The following is a 15,790-nucleotide window of genomic DNA, read 5'->3' as shown; positions in this document are numbered from 1 at the left end:
CTGTGGGGTTATCGAGAATGGAATGGGTCAAATCACGCCGCGCTCGCGCAGCGCGTCGATGCGCGGACCGGCGTATCCCAGCCAGCCGCGCAGGACGTCGTCGGTGTCTTCGCCCAGTGCGGGCGGAGACTTGCGGTGGACATGCTGGGAGCCGTCAAAGCCTATGCCCAGCCCCACCTGAGGAATGGCGCCGTTGGAGGCGCGGGCGCGATAGATCAGGCCCTTGTCCAGCAGGTCCGGGTCTTGCGCCACCTGGTCCAGCCGGTTGATGGGGCCGGCGGGAATGTTGTGCTCGGCGAACAGCGCCAGCCAGTGCGCGCGCGGCTGCGTGCGCAACAGCTCGGCGATGTGCATCACGATGGCCTCCCGATGCGTCCTGCGGTGCGCATTGCTGGCAAACTCCACACGCGCGCCAAAGGCCGGATCTCCCACGGCCTGCCAGAAGCGCTGCCAGATCCTGTCGTTGCCCAGTCCCAGCGACAAGGGGTCATCGGCCGTATCGAAGACCTGGTAGATGGCGATGACCGAATCTTTGCCGCCCGAGCGCCTGGGCAGCTCGCCGGACCCCAGATAAGGCAGCAGCCGTGGCGAGACGAAGCGCGTCATGCTCGACTGCATAGAGATGTCGATCTGCGTGCCGCGGCCATGCTGGCCGCGCGCGATGTAGGCTGCTAGTACCGCCAGCGCCAGGTCCTGGCCGGCCAGCAGGTCGGCGGCCGGCGTGCCGACTTTCTGCGGCGCGGATTCCAGTTCGCCGGTCAGGTCCATGATCCCGGCGTAGCCTTCGGCGATCAGGTCGTAGCAGGGAAAATCGCTGCGCGGACCCGTCAGGCCGAAGCCGGTGAGCGAAGCATGGATCAGCGCCGGGTAGGCGGCTTTCAGGCTGTCATAGTCCAGGCCCAGCTTGCGCTGCACGCGGGGCACCATGTTCAGCACCAGCACATCGCTTTGCACCAGCAAGCCATCGAGGACTTCGCGCCCTTCGGGCTGCGACACGTCCAGCGTGAGGCTGTGCTTGTTGCGGTTGACGCTGAGGTACCAGAGCGAGACGTCCTGCAGAAAGGGCGGGCCCCAGGCGCGCGTGTCGTCTCCGGTGCCGGGCTTTTCCACTTTGAGCACGGTCGCGCCCAGGTCGGCGAGCAGTTGCGTCGCGTACGGACCGGCAATCGAGGTTGTCAGGTCCAGGACGCGCAACGGCGCCAGCAGTTCCAGGCCGTTTTTTTGCGAATCCGCGTAGGGCAGGTTTTCTTGCGGTGTCATCTGTCATCCAGGGGGGAAGTCACGTGGATGACATCAAGCAAGTTTCGTGCCATCTTATAAAAAGGGAGTGCAGCTGGGCTGGCCACGCCTATGGATACGTCCTGAAGCGGTGGGTGTCTTCGGCGCAAACACTTTCCCAAAAACACGAAATCACTCGGAGACACAGGCGTCATGGAAAACGAGATGCGCGGCGTCGTGGTGCTGGACGCCAGCGGCAAGGTGTGCTTTGCCTCGGGGATCGGCTCCGACTCTGGACTGCTGCGAGATCTGTCCAAGCGCTGGGCGGCGCGCACCTTGCGGCCCATCCCTTCCAGCTTCGCGCTCGAGCACCTGGACGAGCCGCTCAGCGTGCTGCATGTGGCCACGCCCGAGGCGGCGTGCTTCCTGGTCAGCAGTCACGACGACGCGGACCCGCTGTTCAATTTCGTGGCCAGCGTCGACTTCGCCGGCGATATCCTGCGGCATCTCATCACCAATCCGTACGGCGCGATCAACGTGGTCGATGCACAAGGCACCTTGCGCTACATGAGTCCGGTGCACGAAAAGTTCTTCAAGTTGTCGCGCGGCGAAGGCGTGGGTCGGCCGGCGCGCGAGGTCATCGAGAACACGCGGCTCGACAACGTGCTGCGCAGCGGCAAGGCCGAGATCGGCCAGACCCAGGAGATGCACGGCACCACGCGGGTCGTGAGCCGCACGCCCATCTTTGATCGCCAGCGCCGCGTGGTCGGCGCCATCGGCCAGGTCATGTTCAAGAGCCCGGACGCGCTGCAGAAGATGAGCGCCGAGATTTCCCGGCTGCGCAAGGAGGTGAACTTCTACAGGCGTGAACTATCCAGTATGGACCGACCGAATCGCGGCCTGGATGCGATCATCGGCGACAGCGAACCGGTGGCGCGGCTGAAGGAACAGATCGTCAAGATCGCGCCCTTGGATGTGCCCGTGCTGCTGTTGGGCGAAAGCGGCGTGGGCAAGGACGTGGTGGCGCATGCCATCCATATGCTGGGTCCACGTGCCAGTGATCCCATGGTGGTCATCAACGCGGCGGCGCTGCCTGTTTCCCTGGTTGAAAGCGAACTCTTCGGCTACGAGAGCGGTGCGTTCACGGGCGCAGATCGCAAGGGCAGGCCCGGAAAGTTCGAACAGGCCGATGGCGGGTCGCTGTTCCTGGACGAGATCGGCGACATGCCTCTGGAAGTGCAGGTGAAGCTGTTGCGGACCTTGCAGGACGGCACATTCCAGCGTGTTGGAGGCGAGTCGCTGCACCGCTCGAACTTCCGCCTCATCTCGGCCAGCAACCGCGACTTCCATCACATGCTGGACAGCGGCGCCTTCCGTCTGGACCTGTTTTACCGCATCAGCGCCGTTACCTTGCGCCTGCCGTCCTTGCGCGAGCGCCTGGAGGATATTCCCATGCTGGCGGGTGCCTTCCTAAAGCAGTTCGCGGATCGGCACGGCCTGCCCCTCAAGGAGATTGAGCCGGCTGCACTGCGCTTCCTGCAGTCTCTGCCTTGGCCAGGCAACGTGCGCCAGTTGCAGCACGCCATCGAACGCGCCGCCATTTTCTGCGACGACGATGCGATCCGGGTGGCGGATTTCGAGATGGCGGGCGAGGCGCGCGACACCTATCACCTGGATACCGTGCGCGTGGCCAACGTGGCGCCGCGCGACGGCTCGATGAAGGAGGTCAAGGACCGCATGGAGGCAGATCTCATCGTGGAGTATCTACAGCGATTTCACGGCAATAAGAAGAAGGTTGCGGAAGCGCTGGGAATTTCGCGATCCTATCTATACAAGCGGCTGGCCGAGATCAACGAACAACCGGACAAGTAATTGTTCGCCTGGACACCCTAGGGATAACCACCTACCGCACGGGGAGTTGATCGTTTCACCCTCTAGCCAATAGGGGAGGAGCGCCGCTAGCCGCATTAACACTGGTTGGGATGGTGGCGACGAGACCTTTCGCAAGGCGACGACATCTGCAATGTAGCTGCAGAAGGCAGTTGTGAAGTTGTTGACGCCATCCTTCCAAAAGTGTCGCGCGCGCCTTCGTCGTAAAAATGGATAGTCAGACGGTGGCACGCCTTTTGCTTGAAGATCTGATCTCATCAATGTAAGAGGCGAATATGGCAACTATTGCCGGGAAGAACGAGAGAATAGATAGTCGCCCGCTCGCGGGAATTCGAGTGTTGGATATGACTCGGGTGTTCTCTGGGCCTTGGGGAACACAGATCCTTGGCGACTTGGGCGCAGATGTTATTAAAGTTGAACAACCTGGTAGAGGCGACGATCAGAGGCGCCTTGGCCCCCGTTCTTGGTGGACGGTCAAGGAAAGCCTACCGACGAGTCCAGTTACTATCTCAGCGTCAACCGCAATAAGCGCTCGGTCGCGTTGGACATCAGCACACCCGAAGGACAGAAGGCCGTTCAGAAGCTAGCGGAAAAGTGTGATGTTTTTGTCGAAAACTTCAAGGCCGGTGGCCTCGCCAAGTACGGGCTAGATTACGTCACCATTTCCAAGATAAACCCTCGCATCATCTACTGCTCGATAAGTGGGTTTGGGCAGACCGGTCCTCGTAAGCATCAGATGGGCTACGACACAGTGATGCAGGCAATGTGTGGCCTCATGAGTGTTACGGGCAAGCCGGACGAGGAGCCTGGAGGTGGGCCACTGAAAGTTGGGCTAGTAATGTCTGACATGATGGCCGGAACCTACGCCGCTCTGGCGATTCAGGCTGCCCTCTATGCGAGAGATACTCGCAGCACCGAGGGCCAATACATCGACATTTCGATGTTCGATGCGCAGTTGGCGGCGATGTCTCACCAAGCCAGTCATTACCTCGTTTCCGGCGTAGTGCCCGGTCGGTTCGGTAACGGTGCCCCCTCGGTATCACCTTCCTGTTCGTTCGCCTGTGCAGACGCCAGCATTGTCATAGTCACGGGTAACGACGCTCAATTTCGCCGTCTTTGCGAAGTCCTCGATCTCGCAGAGCTGATGGATGACGAGCGCTTTAGGACAAACAGCGCACGAGTCACAAACCGTGCTCCGCTTTTGGAAGCGATACAGGCTACGCTACGCACGAATACCAAGGCCCATTGGCTGATGGCGCTTGAGCGCGCTGGTCTGGTGGCGGGCCCTATCAATACGCTCGCTGAAGCGTTGGCAGATCCACAGACAAGCGCGCGCGCAATTGTCCGTCACGTCAAACACGTTAGCGGTGGCGTTGTGCCCTTCATAGCGTCACCGATGCGCATGTCCGCGACACCCCTCGAGCACTACAGCTCGCCTCCAACATGTGGCCAGCACACCGAAGAAGTGCTGCAGGAATTGCTGGGCTTGTCCTTAGAAAATCTTACGTCAACAGGAAGCAAGCATGAAGCTTAGGATCATTCTCGCAATATTGACTACTGCCATTTTTCCATTCGTTGTAACGGCGCAGAATATCTCAACACGGATCATTGTGCCGTTCGCGCCCGGCGGGGCTACAGACCTCGTGGCGCGCGATCTGGCCGGCAGACTTACCGTTATGTGGAATCAGCCGGTAGTGGTGGAAAATAGGCCAGGAGCGGCTGGCACCATTGGTGCACGGCAGGTTTCGACAGCAGCCCCCGATGGACGTACGCTATTGATCGTTGCGAGTGGACACGCGATAAATGAATTGGTGTATGAGAAACTGCCGTACCGCACCGTTGAGGACTTTACGCCGGTTGCTAAAGTAGTCGACGTGCCGAATGTGCTGCTGGTGCCGAAGAATAGCCCGTACCAGAATGTTATGGAAGTGGTTGCCGCATCGAAAGCCGATCCGAGCCTGTTATCTTACGGAACTTCCGGCAAGGGAACGTCTGTGCATCTGTCAGGTGAGCTGTTCAATTCGATGAGTGGTGCGAACATCGAGGCTATCTACTTCAAAGGGGACGCTGAATCGCTCACTAATGTAATGGGCGGACACGTGCCACTCAGCTTCAACACGGTTCCGGGCGCCAAGGAGCAAATCGACGCCGGAAATGTCAGGGCGATCGCAGTTACGTCGCGCACGCGCGTGCCCGTGCTCAGCAGCGTCCCTACGATAGCCGAATCTGGGGTGTCTAACTACGAAGTCAGTACATGGTTCGGTATTCTTGGGCCAAAAGATATGGATAGGGCTCTGGTCAAGAGGATCAACGCAGATATTCGCATTGCCATGAATGCTCCCGAGATCGTTAAGAAATTACGCGATCGAGGCATGATTGTCAGCGTCGGGACGCCTTCCGACTTCGATCAGTTGATTCGCGCTGAAATTAGCAAATGGCGGCCGGTCGTAACACAATTGGGCCTGCGTGGGAAAAACTGAGTGGGGCACGCGAGCGCGCTGCGAACTCTCGTTCGCTCCGTTGATGCGTACAGATTCCATCAGAAGCTGAATGGAAATGGGCGACCCCATCGTAGTGTGGAAATAGGCCGCCCTCAAGCATGTTCAGTACGCTAGGAAGCGCCCAGCGAAGATCACGCCAGTCCATGAAAGTGCAGATACTTTTGCCGCCAGTTTTGCTGGCGTCGGGGGACTTGCGTCGAAGTCCCATTTTTCGACGGTTCGGTAAATGCCTTTGTGAAAGACGGCAATATTGATGCCAGCAATAGCGATGAGTCCGAATTTCCATGGTGCTGCCGGACTTTCACCGACAGCCATCGCAATAGCCACGAACATCGCGATTCCGGTACAGAGGACGACCGCAAATCCAATGTGGCACACGGGAAGCAGATACCGGGTCGTTACAGTCACCGGGACGACCTTGCGAGCGATCCCAAGCGACCGTAGATCCACGACAAGGGCAGGACCTACCAAGATGCTAATTCCCACGACGTGAAGGCTCATGAGGATGGGATACAGATAGGGCGTTGTTCGTATTGCCTCACCAAGGCCCGAGCGCTCAATGGAGCTGAGGATATCGACGAGCATCCGCATCACTGACTGTGCTGATTCGATGCGGGCTCTGGCTGCTGTGGCAGCGAAGTCAACTGCTGCCAAACGCCCTGGCCGTTACTAAGCCAAAAGATCATCGGACGCAGTTCCCGATCCTGGCTGGAATTGAGAAAACCCACCACTTCAAGTTTCTCGCCAACTTTCAAGGGGCGATCCAGACCCCAGCGCTCCATCCAGCCAGGGCCGGCGAGTACCAGGCGCAGTTCCTTTTGCTCCCCTCCATAAGGGCGAGCAGACGCCATCGTTGCGCGAGCACTCGACTCATCCGCTCCGGGAGGAAGGTCGCGCTCTTTCCAATTCGTGGGAAGTTTCGTGCTCTCGACTTTGAGCCGAACTTCGCTGTGCGGATTGCCCCAGCGCACATATGTGATGGTGCCGGAGGCGAAATACGCATAGCGTGTGTCGAACGAACTCCACCCGTGATGTGCTGACGCTGGCGATGCAAGAATAAACAACAGAGCGATGGATGAAAGCAGCGTAAAGAATGCCGCGGCTCTGGTGGTGAAATTGACCATGATCGGACCCCAATCTTACGAGGATGAATCCCAGCGGCATTGGACAAATGCAGCACCGTGACTGTTCCCACTGGACGGAAAACATAACTTTAAGTGCGGACATCCTTGCGCACTAGACGCAGAGACTGATTACACCTATGAGTAAAGCTCATTGGTGTATCTTGTAATCCTGAGATACTGAAGATCGGCAGTTGCCATTACGCGACCACGCGGCCCTCGACCGGGTAGCCAGGGTCGGTGTAGCCCGGCGTGGAAGCCCTTCGTCGCCACAAGGGCGAAACGCATATCAGGGCCGACCCTGACCGCGATCGTGTCCTGCGCCAGTGACTCGCCGAATCGCACGCCCGCGTCGTAGCGATCCGCCGCAATGTCGCTCATGGTGTAGTTGCTGACCAATTCAACCTTGGTGTCGGGGTACTTCGGAAGGAACTTCAGCAGCTTTGGCCAGAGGATTGTCTTGATCGCATAGTCCATCGCCGTGATGCGGATGGTTCCGCTGGGTTTGTCCCGAAACTCGCTCAATGCCTGGACTTGGGTATCGATCTCGGCCATTTGCGTCGAGATGTTCTGGTACTGCCGCTCGCCGGCCTCCGTAGGCGAGACATTGCGGGTCGTCCGTGTCAGCAGTCGAATGCCGAGATTGGTTTCTAGCATTCGGATGCTATGGCTCAACGCCGACTGAGAGACACCCAATCGAGCAGCCGCGCGAGTGAAATTGCCTTCACGGGCGACGGTCACGAAGGCGAGCAAGCCGCTGTAGTTGTCACGAGGCATTCATGAAACTATTTCATGGGCGTATTATGATTCTACCAGCTTATCGCGCTACTGATCTCTTGCCACAATATCAAGAACTTCACTGTTCAGCAGCACTGGCGTGCCTTGGCTAATCCATGCCCTCCAGGTCCGGGGGCGGTACCCCTTGCGCAAGCCCGCCGCTGGAATCAACCATTGATGGATGCCTGTCTTGTCCTGCATTCGTCGAATCGAGAAGGCACATGCGCCCGAAAATCATCTGTCACATGATCGGCTCCATTGACGGCAGACTCCTGTCCGATCGCTGGACCCCACTTCCCGAAGGAGCGGAGGTAAACACCATCCTCACGGTCTATGACGAAGCCGCACAACGGTTGAACGGACAGGGGTGGATTGTCGGCCGCAAGACCATGGCCGATATGATCAGTGGGACCGCCCGCTCGCATGGCGCTTTCGACACGTCATGCGACCGCAGCACCTACATCGGGAATCGCGGGGAACGCGCCGTCGCGGTTGCCGTCGATCCTTCCGGAAAGCTCAACTACGGCACGGATCATGTCGGGGCCGAGCACCTGGTGGCGATACTGGGTAAGCAGGTATCGGACGAGTACCTGGAAGAGCTGCGCAACGACGGGGTATCCTATCTTTTCGCCGGCGCCGACGGCCAGGACCTGCACTCAGCCATGGCGACGCTTGGCGATGAATTTGGCATCGAGACCGTGCTCCTGGAGGGAGGTGGCACGATCAACGGGGCGTTCCTCAAAGCCGATCTGATCGATGAGATTAGCTTGTTGGTGTATCCCGGCATCGATGGGCTGGCCGGAATACCCAGCATTTTCGAGTACCACGGCGCATCGGCCAATGAATTGCCTGCGGCCGGGCGCACTCTGCGCCTGCTATCCGTTGAAACCCTTTCTGCCGACATCGTATGGATACGCTATGCCGTCGATAGACGGGCTGTTGCGTAGTCCCCCGGGTTGTGGTGGACCACAGGGTGGGCTTGGAAGGCGACAAGATGAGAAATCCAACGATTCGCACAATGAGGTCATGGCCGCGCACATGGCTCCGCGCGGCATTCATCGCGGTCAGTGCTCTGGCGATCAGCGCGTGCGCGTACCTCCAGCACCCGAAGTTCGGGAAGTTGCCAGAAGGGGCGGATCTGGCTCGCATCGAGCGATCCCCGAACTACGTCAATGGTGAATTCATGAACCTTGTCGAGACGCCGATGTTCACCGAGGGCGCCAGTTTCACGTCGGTGCTGCTGGGGAATCTGTTTTCGCAAGCGGAGGGCAGACGGCCGGACAAACCCATCCCCACTGTCAAGACGGACTTGAGGGCACTGGACATCGAACGCGACACGGTGGTTTGGCTAGGTCACTCGTCCTACTTCGTCCAGTTGGGTGGCAGGCGACTGTTGATCGATCCGGTTTTCAGCAGCTATGCGGCTCCAGTGCCCGTCTCCAATCGAGCGTTTCCAGGCACTGGCATCTATACCGCGGAGGACATGCCTCCCATCGACTACCTGCTCATCACTCACGACCATTGGGACCATCTGGATTGGGCCAGCGTGACGGCCTTGCAGGACAAGGTGAAGAACGTCATCACGGCGCTTGGCGTTGGTTCGCACCTGCGGTACTGGGGCTACCCCGCCAACCAGGTCCACGAAGGTGACTGGTTCGACACCATTGCCTTGGAAGCCGGCTTTCTCGTGCATGTAGTGCCTGCGCGGCACTTCTCTGGACGCCTGCTGACCCGCAACAAAACCTTGTGGGCTGGATTCGTCCTGGAAGCTTCGGGAAAGCGTTTACTGTTCGGTGGCGACAGCGGTTACGGCCCCCACATCGCCGCCATCGCTGCCAAGTTCCCGAGCTTCGATCTGGTGTCTCTGGACAGCGGCCAGTACGACAGGCGCTGGGCTTACCTGCACATGACGCCGGAGGAGACCGCCGATGCCGCAGAGTTGTTGCGTGCCAAGCTGCTGCTGCCTGCTCACGTTGGGCGCTTCGCCATGGGCGTCCATCCTTGGGATGACCCATTCAAACGTATCGCGGCAGCCGGTGCGAATCGAGATTTTCGCCTGCTGATGCCGCGGATCGGCGAGCCTGTTTGGCTTGATGGCTCGACACAGCATTTCAGCGAGTGGTGGGCATGCGCAGACTGAGAGCTTTATGTTTAGCGACAAGCAGAAATCCTGCTCTACCACTCGGGTATGGCCACCATGGCCACCAATCACTTCTGCGGCGGTCGGCGGATTGCTTAAACTCGACGGCACACCGCGCGTCCTGGAGCCTGGCTTGGCGCAAGAGCTCGGCTGCGTATTATCGGCATTTTTCGACCGCAGGTTTGTCTACGACCGCGGTCGATGGTTGCTGGACGCAACGCGGGAAGTTCCCCAGGCCTCAATCGATGGCGTCCCGCAGACGACTCGTCAATGCAAGGCTGCGGGAAATCGTCGCCATGGGTTCTACGGAATGTGCATTGCCCATTGTGCAGGGATGAAAGCCGATTGGAGCCTCCGCTCCTAGCCAGTATTTGGCACCTCCATCTGTTCACGACCAAGCGTGAATGGGTTGATAGGCAACCCTCGCTTTTGGAGGAGAAAGCAATGCAGCTAAGTTTCAGTAGTGTGTGGGCAAGCAAAAGGCACGTGCAGAAGGTTGTCCAAGGCGCACCGGTGGTGCGTGAGGCGGGCGGCCTCTATCGAGCCGCGACGCCTGAAGAGTTGCTAAGTGCGGCGGCGCTGCAATTGGAGGGGGCACTGGGTAGCCGCTTGCCAGTGACTAAGCCATCGGCTGCCATCGACTATATCGTGACCCGGCTGGCGCTGTCAGACGTCGAGGTATTCGGCGTAATGTTCCTTGATGCGCAGTTGAGAATGATCGCCTTCGAGGAGATGTTTAGAGGTACGCTGTCGGAGACCAGCGTGTATCCGCGCGAGGTCGTCAAGGCCGCGATTCGGCATAACGCGCATTCCATCTTGATTGCGCACAATCATCCCTCGGGCTCGGCGCAGCCAAGCAGGGCGGATATTGAGGTTACGCGACGCTTGAAGGAAGCCGTGGGGCTGGTGAACGTTTCATTGGTCGACCATGTGATCGTGGCGGCGGGTAGCGGTCATTCGATGTCCAAGATGGGCGTGATCTAGTCCTGCCCTCATGCGTCCAACAGCCGAAGACCTAACGGTCTTCGGCCTTTTTTATGCCGCGAGTAGCTGCTTGGTGGTTAGCCGCTTTTGAAGCTCGGCCGGCGCCATCGCTCCCGAAAGCAGTCTTTCCAAATACTCGCCGAGCTTAGCCCATGCTGCTTGCTTCTCGTCGGCGTAGTCGTACAACTGGTAGTGGCGTCTGACACGGTTCTTGCCCGTGTGAATGGCGTGATTCTGGCAGCGGTCGATGATGTTTGGATCGATTCCCAGTGACTCCATGATTGTCGACCCCGTTCGTCGCAAATCATGAGGCGTCCAATTGCCGCTTTGGCCCTTGCCGAGCACTAGGGAGTTGTCCGAAGCGCGGCGTGCTTTGGACTTTCCGTTGAACATGGCTTGCCGATCTTTGATTTGCTTAGTAAAGGCCTGCTTGTACATCGGTTGGTCTACCTCCGCGTCATTGTCGCGGGAAGGGAGGAGCCAGCGGGATGATCCCGCCAGGCTGACGAGGGTCTCGAAGTGTTTGATTGCGAAGGGTGAAAGAAAAACCAGGTGGTCCCGCTTTTGAGATTTTCTGCCTTTGACGTTCGCCTTGGGAATGAACCAAGTGCCCTCTCTGAGATCGAGATGAGCAATTTCAGTGAGATGCAATTCACCTATCCGGCATAGCGTGCTCAAGCAGATCCAGGAAACTGCCTGCAACGCTTCGGAAGGAGGCTTCCTCTTTCGCTTGTCGTCTGAAGTGAGATACTGCTCCTCCAACTCGCGGTATCGGGTTTGGAGCTCGACTATCTCAATGGGTGGGAGAACGCGTTCGCGGACGTTATCCGGGTCGTAATCGTCTGCTAGGAGCACCCCCAGTTCAACCAGCTCGACCGGATTTCCCTCCGAAAGCAGCTTGCGCCACGGTTGGCGCTTCTCTGCCCAATGGAACATTTGACCCAGTATCTGGAAGGTCACCTCGGCCAGCCGATTGCAACCGCGGCCAACGATCGAGCGGATCACTCGCTCAATATCCTTCTCGCGAATTGATCGCACGGCAGTATCACCGATCAAGGGAAGCACGTCTTTTTCAACGATGCGCATCACTTCGGTGTTGCCGTCGGCCCGCTTTACTCCCGATTCCAACCAGCTTTTATACATCTCTCGGACCGAAAGGGCGTCGGTCGTGGCCGCCTCTTCAGCGGCGGTTACTGCGGCAGATTCAGCTGCCACGGCTTCCCGCGCCTGGGCTTTTTCCAAGTCGCGAACGGCTGACGGATTGCGGCCCGCCTTAATGTCCGCTCGCGCTTTGTTCCTAGCGGTGCGGATCTCGTCGAGTGTGCGCTCCGGCCATGAGCCGCAGTAGAATCTCTTGACCTTGTCGCCCAAGCGATAGGCATATCGCCACACCACGGCCATTGTGCCGCGCTGGATCCGGATCTCCCCAGTCAGGCCGTCTCCATCGGCCAGGTGATCGCCGGCCCATTCCGCCGGCACCGCTTCCAGTTCCTTGACGGTCCACCGCGCACCTTTTCCGCGTTTCGGGTATCTCGTCATAGTTCCTCAAATTTCTCCGTTCTTCTGTTCCAACCGCCATATGGGACAACATATGGGACAACATTTTTGCGGCTGTCAGCGTACATTAGCGAACGTCGACGAACAAGGAAATTCGTGGAAAGCCTTAGAAATCAGTCGGTTATTCGTTCGCTGGCGTTCGCTGGCGTTCGTGCGTTTCTAATTTGGGAGCAGAGGGTCGTGAGTTCGAATCCCACCGCCCCGACCAAAAAATGAAAGGCCGTTAGTGAGCATTCTCACTAACGGCCTTTTTGATTTCAGAAAGCCTTTACTCAGTTAGCCGTGATCTTCGCGGCCTTGACCACCTTGCCCCAGCGGTCCAGTTCCGACTGCGTATACGCACCCAGTTCCTTCGGCCCCATGAAGGTGGCTTCGGCGCCTTGTTCGGCGGCCTTTTGGCGGAAAGCGTCGGTCTTCATGATTTTCTGGATTTCGCCGGCGATCTTGTCCACGACCGGGGCGGGCGTGTCCTTGGGGGCGTACATGGCGAACCATGACGACACGATCAGGTCGGGATAGCCGGCCTCGGCGGCGGTGGGCACGTTGGGCAGGGACGGCAGGCGGGTGTTGCCGGTGACGGCCAGCGCGCGCAGCTTGCCGGCGGCGATCTGGCCCAGCAGCGGCGGGGGCGTGGTGATGGTCATGTCCACCGCGCCGCCCAGCAGGTCGTTCAGCGCGGGGCCGGTGCCCTTGTAGGGGATGTGCGTGATCTGCGTGCCGGCCATCTGATTCAGCAATTCGGTGGCCACCTGTTGCAGCGAGCCGTTGCCGGACGACGCGTAGTTCAGCTTGCCCGGATTGGCCTTGGCGTAGGCCACCAGTTCCTTGAGCGAATTGATGGGCAGGTCAGGGCGCACCACCACGACTTGCGGCGCCGACAGCACGTTGGCGACGGGGGCGAAGTCCTTGATCGGGTCCCAGCCGGCGGAGGGTGTGACGTGGGGCGTGATGACCTGGAAGCCGGAGTATTGCAGCAGCAGCGTGTAGCCGTCGGCCTTGGCGCGGGCGACCGTCTGCGCGGCGATGCCGCCGGAGGCACCCGGCTTGTTCTCAACGACGACGCTCTGACCAAGCGCCACGCCCAAAGGCTGGGCGATCAGACGGGCGGCGATGTCGGTGGTGCCGCCGGGCGCGGCGGACACGATCAGCGTGAGAGGGCGGTTGGGAAAGTCGGCTTGGGCGCTGGCGGCGCTGGCGCCGAGGGTCAGGGCGGCGGCGATACCGGCGCGCAGGATGGTGGGCAGGCAGGGAAATGCCATGGGATGTCTCCTTGGTTTTTTATAGGTGTGGTCAAAACGGACGGATAAAGCGAAGCACGACATCGGTCGTGCACTACATCGGTACTACTGCGGAAATCTCTCGGCCAGCCAGGCGGGCGCGGCGTGGGTCGCCAGGCGGGGGCCTGCTTGCAGCAAGGCGTTGCTCAGATCGCGCTGCACCAGCGTGGGCAAGCCGCGCACGATGGCCAGCAACGGTTCCAGTGACACGCCGGTGTCCACGCCCATGCAGGCAAACATGTGCACCAGTTCTTCGGTGTTGACGTTGCCGCTGGCGCCGGGCGCATACGGGCATCCGCCCAGGCCGCCGGCCGCTGCGTCAAAGCGGGTGATGCCGGTTTGCCAGGCGGCCATCGCATTGGCCAGCGCCATGCCGCGCGTATTGTGCAGGTGCACAGTCAGCGCTACGCCAGGCAGTCGCGTGGATGCCTGTTCACACAGGGCGGCCACTTGCGTGGGGTACGCCATGCCGGTGGTGTCGCACAGCGTGATGCCGGTGGCGCCCGCCTCCGCCAGCCGTGCGGCCAGGTCCAGCACCTGATCCGTCGCCACATCGCCGTCAAACGGGCAACCAAAGGCGGTGGACAGGGACACTTTGCACGGCGTGTCGCTGCGGGCGGCGGCGGCCAGCACCTGCGACAGTTCCGCATACGACTGCTCGCGCGTCATGCGCAGGTTGGCGCGGTTATGCGTCTCGCTGCACGACATGACCAGGTTCATTTCGTCGGTGCCGGCTTCCAGCGCGCGTTCCAGCCCGCGGATGTTGGGTACCAGCGCGGTATAGACCACGCCCGGATGGCGGCGGATGCGGCGCATTACGTCGGCCGCGTCGGCTAGCGCGGGGATGGCCTTGGGCGACGTGAAACTGGTGACTTCGATGCGCGCAAAGCCGCAATCGGACAAGGCGTCCACGAAGGCGACCTTGTCGTCGGTGGCGACCAGGGCCTTTTCAATCTGCAGGCCGTCGCGGGGGCCGACTTCGTTAATTTCGATTTTGGCGGGGCCGGCGTTCATGCAATCACTCCCTTGGCGCGCAGCGCGTTGCGTTGTTCGTCCGACAAACCCGCCTGCGCCAGCACGGCATCGGTGTGTTCGCCCAAGGTGGGCGCGCGTTCGCGCACCGCGCCGGGATTGGTCGACAGATATGGAAAGACGGCCGGCATTTCCACTGGTACGCCGGCAGCGGATTCCACGGTGGTGATGGCGTTGCGGGCACGGTAGTGCGGGTCGGCGGCGATGTCCGCCACTGAATAGATGCGGCCTGCTGGCACGTCGGCTTCACGCATCGCGGCCAGCACATCGTCGATCAGCCGGGTTTGCGTCCAGGCGCCGATGGCGGCGTCGATCTCGGCAACGCGGCGCGCGCGGCCGTCGTTGTGCGCCAAGGCCGGGTCCTGGCCCAGGTCGTCGCGGCCGATGCGCGCCATCAATCGGGTGTAGATGGCATCGCCGTTGCCGGCGATGAGCACGTAGCCGTCCTGGCACGGATAAGCGTTGGACGGCGCGATGCCCGGCAACGCGGCGCCGGCCGGCTCGCGCACGGCGCCGAACACGGAGTATTCCGGCAACAGGCTTTCGCTAAGGTTGAACAGGCTTTCGTAGAGCGCCGCGTCGATCACTTGCCCCACGCCGCCACGCGCATCGCGCTGGTACAGCGCCATCATCACGCCCAGCGCGCCATGCAGGCCGGCGATGGTGTCGCCCAGCGACAAGCCGGCGCGCACCGGCGCGCGGCCCGGTTCGCCGTTCAGGTAGCGCAGCCCGGCCATGGCCTCGCCGATGGCGGCAAAGCCCGGTTCGCGCGCCTTGGGGCCGGTCTGGCCGTAGCCCGAGATGCGCAGCATGATCAGGCGCGGGTTCAGGGCATGCAGGGCTTCCCACGACAAGCCCCATTTTTCCAGGGTGCCGGGGCGGAAGTTCTCGATCAGCACGTCGGCCTGCTGCGCCAACAGGCGCACGATGTCCTGGCCTTCCTGCTGGCGCAGGTCCACACACACCGACTGCTTGTTGCGCGACTGCGCTTCCCACCACACGGACGTGCCTTCGTGCAGCAAACGCCATTTGCGTAGCGGGTCGCCCTGCCCAGGGGGTTCAATCTTGATGACCTGCGCGCCAAAATCCGCCAGGGTCTTGGCGGCGAACGGCCCTGCTATCAGTTGACCCAGCTCCAGCACGCGGATGCCAGCAAGAATCTGCCCAGCCATTTCGCCTCCCTGGCGACACTTGAATTGATAGGCGGCAGTGTGCCCGCAAAGCGGCGCAGGGCGGAATGGACAATCGGGGAAAGGGGGGTTCCCAGAACGAGAAACCCCGGGCAAACCCGCA

At 60.4% G+C, this 15,790-nt stretch carries 14 protein-coding genes and 1 pseudogene; 7 read left to right on the top strand and 8 right to left on the bottom strand.

The window, feature by feature from the left end; all coding sequences use genetic code 11:
* Positions 1–27: 27 nt before the first annotated feature.
* The gene (locus ELS24_RS22660; RefSeq protein ID WP_054428367.1) at positions 28–1,260 is read right to left on the bottom strand and encodes a CaiB/BaiF CoA transferase family protein; all 1,233 of its coding nucleotides are present in this window, start codon (positions 1,258–1,260) and stop codon (positions 28–30) included.
* A gap of 171 nt (positions 1,261–1,431) precedes the next feature.
* Here ELS24_RS22660 and ELS24_RS22655 point away from each other — a divergent pair, with 171 nt between their 5' ends.
* The 4 genes and pseudogenes from ELS24_RS22655 to ELS24_RS22645 all read left to right on the top strand — a co-directional run bounded on the left by ELS24_RS22655 (position 1,432) and on the right by ELS24_RS22645 (position 5,588).
* Entirely contained in the window at positions 1,432–3,090 is a 1,659-nt protein-coding gene (locus ELS24_RS22655; protein WP_054428366.1) for a sigma-54 interaction domain-containing protein, read from the top strand.
* A gap of 293 nt (positions 3,091–3,383) precedes the next feature.
* A pseudogene (locus ELS24_RS31620) lies at positions 3,384–3,512 on the top strand (CoA transferase); the annotation flags it as partial.
* A gap of 62 nt (positions 3,513–3,574) precedes the next feature.
* Positions 3,575–4,642, top strand: coding sequence for a CoA transferase (locus ELS24_RS22650; RefSeq protein ID WP_342672818.1), 1,068 nt, complete (start codon positions 3,575–3,577; stop codon positions 4,640–4,642).
* Positions 4,632–5,588: a Bug family tripartite tricarboxylate transporter substrate binding protein gene (locus ELS24_RS22645; RefSeq protein ID WP_076409397.1), complete on the top strand. Its 957-nt coding sequence runs from the start codon at positions 4,632–4,634 to the stop codon at positions 5,586–5,588. Before ELS24_RS22650 ends, ELS24_RS22645 begins: the two co-directional genes overlap by 11 nt.
* A gap of 123 nt (positions 5,589–5,711) precedes the next feature.
* On the opposite strand, the gene ELS24_RS22640 is transcribed toward ELS24_RS22645, so the two are convergent.
* From ELS24_RS22640 to ELS24_RS22630, 3 genes are all read right to left on the bottom strand, one after another.
* Positions 5,712–6,200 carry a DUF6644 family protein gene (locus ELS24_RS22640; protein ID WP_108914246.1) on the bottom strand — a complete coding sequence of 163 codons (489 nt, stop codon included), beginning with the start codon at positions 6,198–6,200 and terminating at the stop codon, positions 5,712–5,714.
* Positions 6,200–6,733: a DUF6152 family protein gene (locus ELS24_RS22635; RefSeq protein WP_127185445.1), complete on the bottom strand. Its 534-nt coding sequence runs from the start codon at positions 6,731–6,733 to the stop codon at positions 6,200–6,202. The genes ELS24_RS22640 and ELS24_RS22635 overlap by 1 nt, the downstream gene beginning before the upstream one ends.
* 135 nt (positions 6,734–6,868) lie before the next feature.
* Complete coding sequence (locus ELS24_RS22630) at positions 6,869–7,507, bottom strand: LysR family transcriptional regulator (RefSeq protein ID WP_081397570.1); 639 nt, start codon at positions 7,505–7,507, stop codon at positions 6,869–6,871.
* 221 nt (positions 7,508–7,728) lie between these two features.
* On the opposite strand from ELS24_RS22630, the gene ELS24_RS22625 reads away from it, so the two are divergent.
* From ELS24_RS22625 to ELS24_RS22615, 3 genes are all read left to right on the top strand, one after another.
* The gene (locus ELS24_RS22625; RefSeq protein WP_054428365.1) at positions 7,729–8,454 is read left to right on the top strand and encodes a RibD family protein; all 726 of its coding nucleotides are present in this window, start codon (positions 7,729–7,731) and stop codon (positions 8,452–8,454) included.
* Positions 8,455–8,501: 47 nt separating this feature from the next.
* Positions 8,502–9,647, top strand: a complete 1,146-nt coding sequence (locus ELS24_RS22620; protein WP_197286504.1) for an MBL fold metallo-hydrolase — start codon at positions 8,502–8,504, stop codon at positions 9,645–9,647.
* Between the two features lie 444 nt (positions 9,648–10,091).
* Positions 10,092–10,631, top strand: a complete 540-nt coding sequence (locus ELS24_RS22615) for a JAB domain-containing protein (RefSeq protein ID WP_054460692.1) — start codon at positions 10,092–10,094, stop codon at positions 10,629–10,631.
* 51 nt (positions 10,632–10,682) lie between these two features.
* Here ELS24_RS22615 and ELS24_RS22610 read toward each other — a convergent pair whose 3' ends face one another.
* The 4 genes from ELS24_RS22610 to ELS24_RS22595 form a co-directional block, all read right to left on the bottom strand.
* Positions 10,683–12,170: a tyrosine-type recombinase/integrase gene (locus ELS24_RS22610; protein WP_054448037.1), complete on the bottom strand. Its 1,488-nt coding sequence runs from the start codon at positions 12,168–12,170 to the stop codon at positions 10,683–10,685.
* A 290-nt stretch (positions 12,171–12,460) separates the two neighbouring features.
* Complete coding sequence (locus ELS24_RS22605) at positions 12,461–13,447, bottom strand: Bug family tripartite tricarboxylate transporter substrate binding protein (RefSeq protein ID WP_050448421.1); 987 nt, start codon at positions 13,445–13,447, stop codon at positions 12,461–12,463.
* Positions 13,448–13,531: 84 nt separating this feature from the next.
* A complete protein-coding gene (locus ELS24_RS22600; RefSeq protein WP_127185444.1) occupies positions 13,532–14,479 on the bottom strand; it encodes a hydroxymethylglutaryl-CoA lyase in 948 nt (315 codons plus the stop codon).
* Entirely contained in the window at positions 14,476–15,669 is a 1,194-nt protein-coding gene (locus tag ELS24_RS22595) for a CaiB/BaiF CoA transferase family protein (protein ID WP_050448419.1), read from the bottom strand. Before ELS24_RS22595 ends, ELS24_RS22600 begins: the two co-directional genes overlap by 4 nt.
* Positions 15,670–15,790: the final 121 nt, after the last annotated feature.

This window comes from Achromobacter spanius (assembly GCF_003994415.1).
Classification (GTDB): Bacteria; Pseudomonadota; Gammaproteobacteria; order Burkholderiales; family Burkholderiaceae_B; genus Achromobacter; species Achromobacter spanius_C.
This window is presented reverse-complemented; position numbering and strand designations above follow the sequence as displayed.

Bases quoted from the DNA above. Each gene is read 5' to 3' on its own strand.
- ELS24_RS22660 (WP_054428367.1), bottom strand. From the start codon at position 1,260: ATGACACCGCAAGAAAACCTGCCCTACGCGGATTCGCAAAAAAACGGC.
- ELS24_RS22655 (WP_054428366.1), top strand. From the start codon at position 1,432: ATGGAAAACGAGATGCGCGGCGTCGTGGTGCTGGACGCCAGCGGCAAG.
- ELS24_RS22645 (WP_076409397.1), top strand. From the start codon at position 4,632: ATGAAGCTTAGGATCATTCTCGCAATATTGACTACTGCCATTTTTCCA.
- ELS24_RS22640 (WP_108914246.1), bottom strand. From the start codon at position 6,200: ATGCGGATGCTCGTCGATATCCTCAGCTCCATTGAGCGCTCGGGCCTT.
- ELS24_RS22635 (WP_127185445.1), bottom strand. From the start codon at position 6,733: ATGGTCAATTTCACCACCAGAGCCGCGGCATTCTTTACGCTGCTTTCA.
- ELS24_RS22630 (WP_081397570.1), bottom strand. From the start codon at position 7,507: ATGCCTCGTGACAACTACAGCGGCTTGCTCGCCTTCGTGACCGTCGCC.
- ELS24_RS22625 (WP_054428365.1), top strand. From the start codon at position 7,729: ATGCGCCCGAAAATCATCTGTCACATGATCGGCTCCATTGACGGCAGA.
- ELS24_RS22620 (WP_197286504.1), top strand. From the start codon at position 8,502: ATGAGAAATCCAACGATTCGCACAATGAGGTCATGGCCGCGCACATGG.
- ELS24_RS22615 (WP_054460692.1), top strand. From the start codon at position 10,092: ATGCAGCTAAGTTTCAGTAGTGTGTGGGCAAGCAAAAGGCACGTGCAG.
- ELS24_RS22610 (WP_054448037.1), bottom strand. From the start codon at position 12,170: ATGACGAGATACCCGAAACGCGGAAAAGGTGCGCGGTGGACCGTCAAG.
- ELS24_RS22605 (WP_050448421.1), bottom strand. From the start codon at position 13,447: ATGGCATTTCCCTGCCTGCCCACCATCCTGCGCGCCGGTATCGCCGCC.
- ELS24_RS22600 (WP_127185444.1), bottom strand. From the start codon at position 14,479: ATGAACGCCGGCCCCGCCAAAATCGAAATTAACGAAGTCGGCCCCCGC.
- ELS24_RS22595 (WP_050448419.1), bottom strand. From the start codon at position 15,669: ATGGCTGGGCAGATTCTTGCTGGCATCCGCGTGCTGGAGCTGGGTCAA.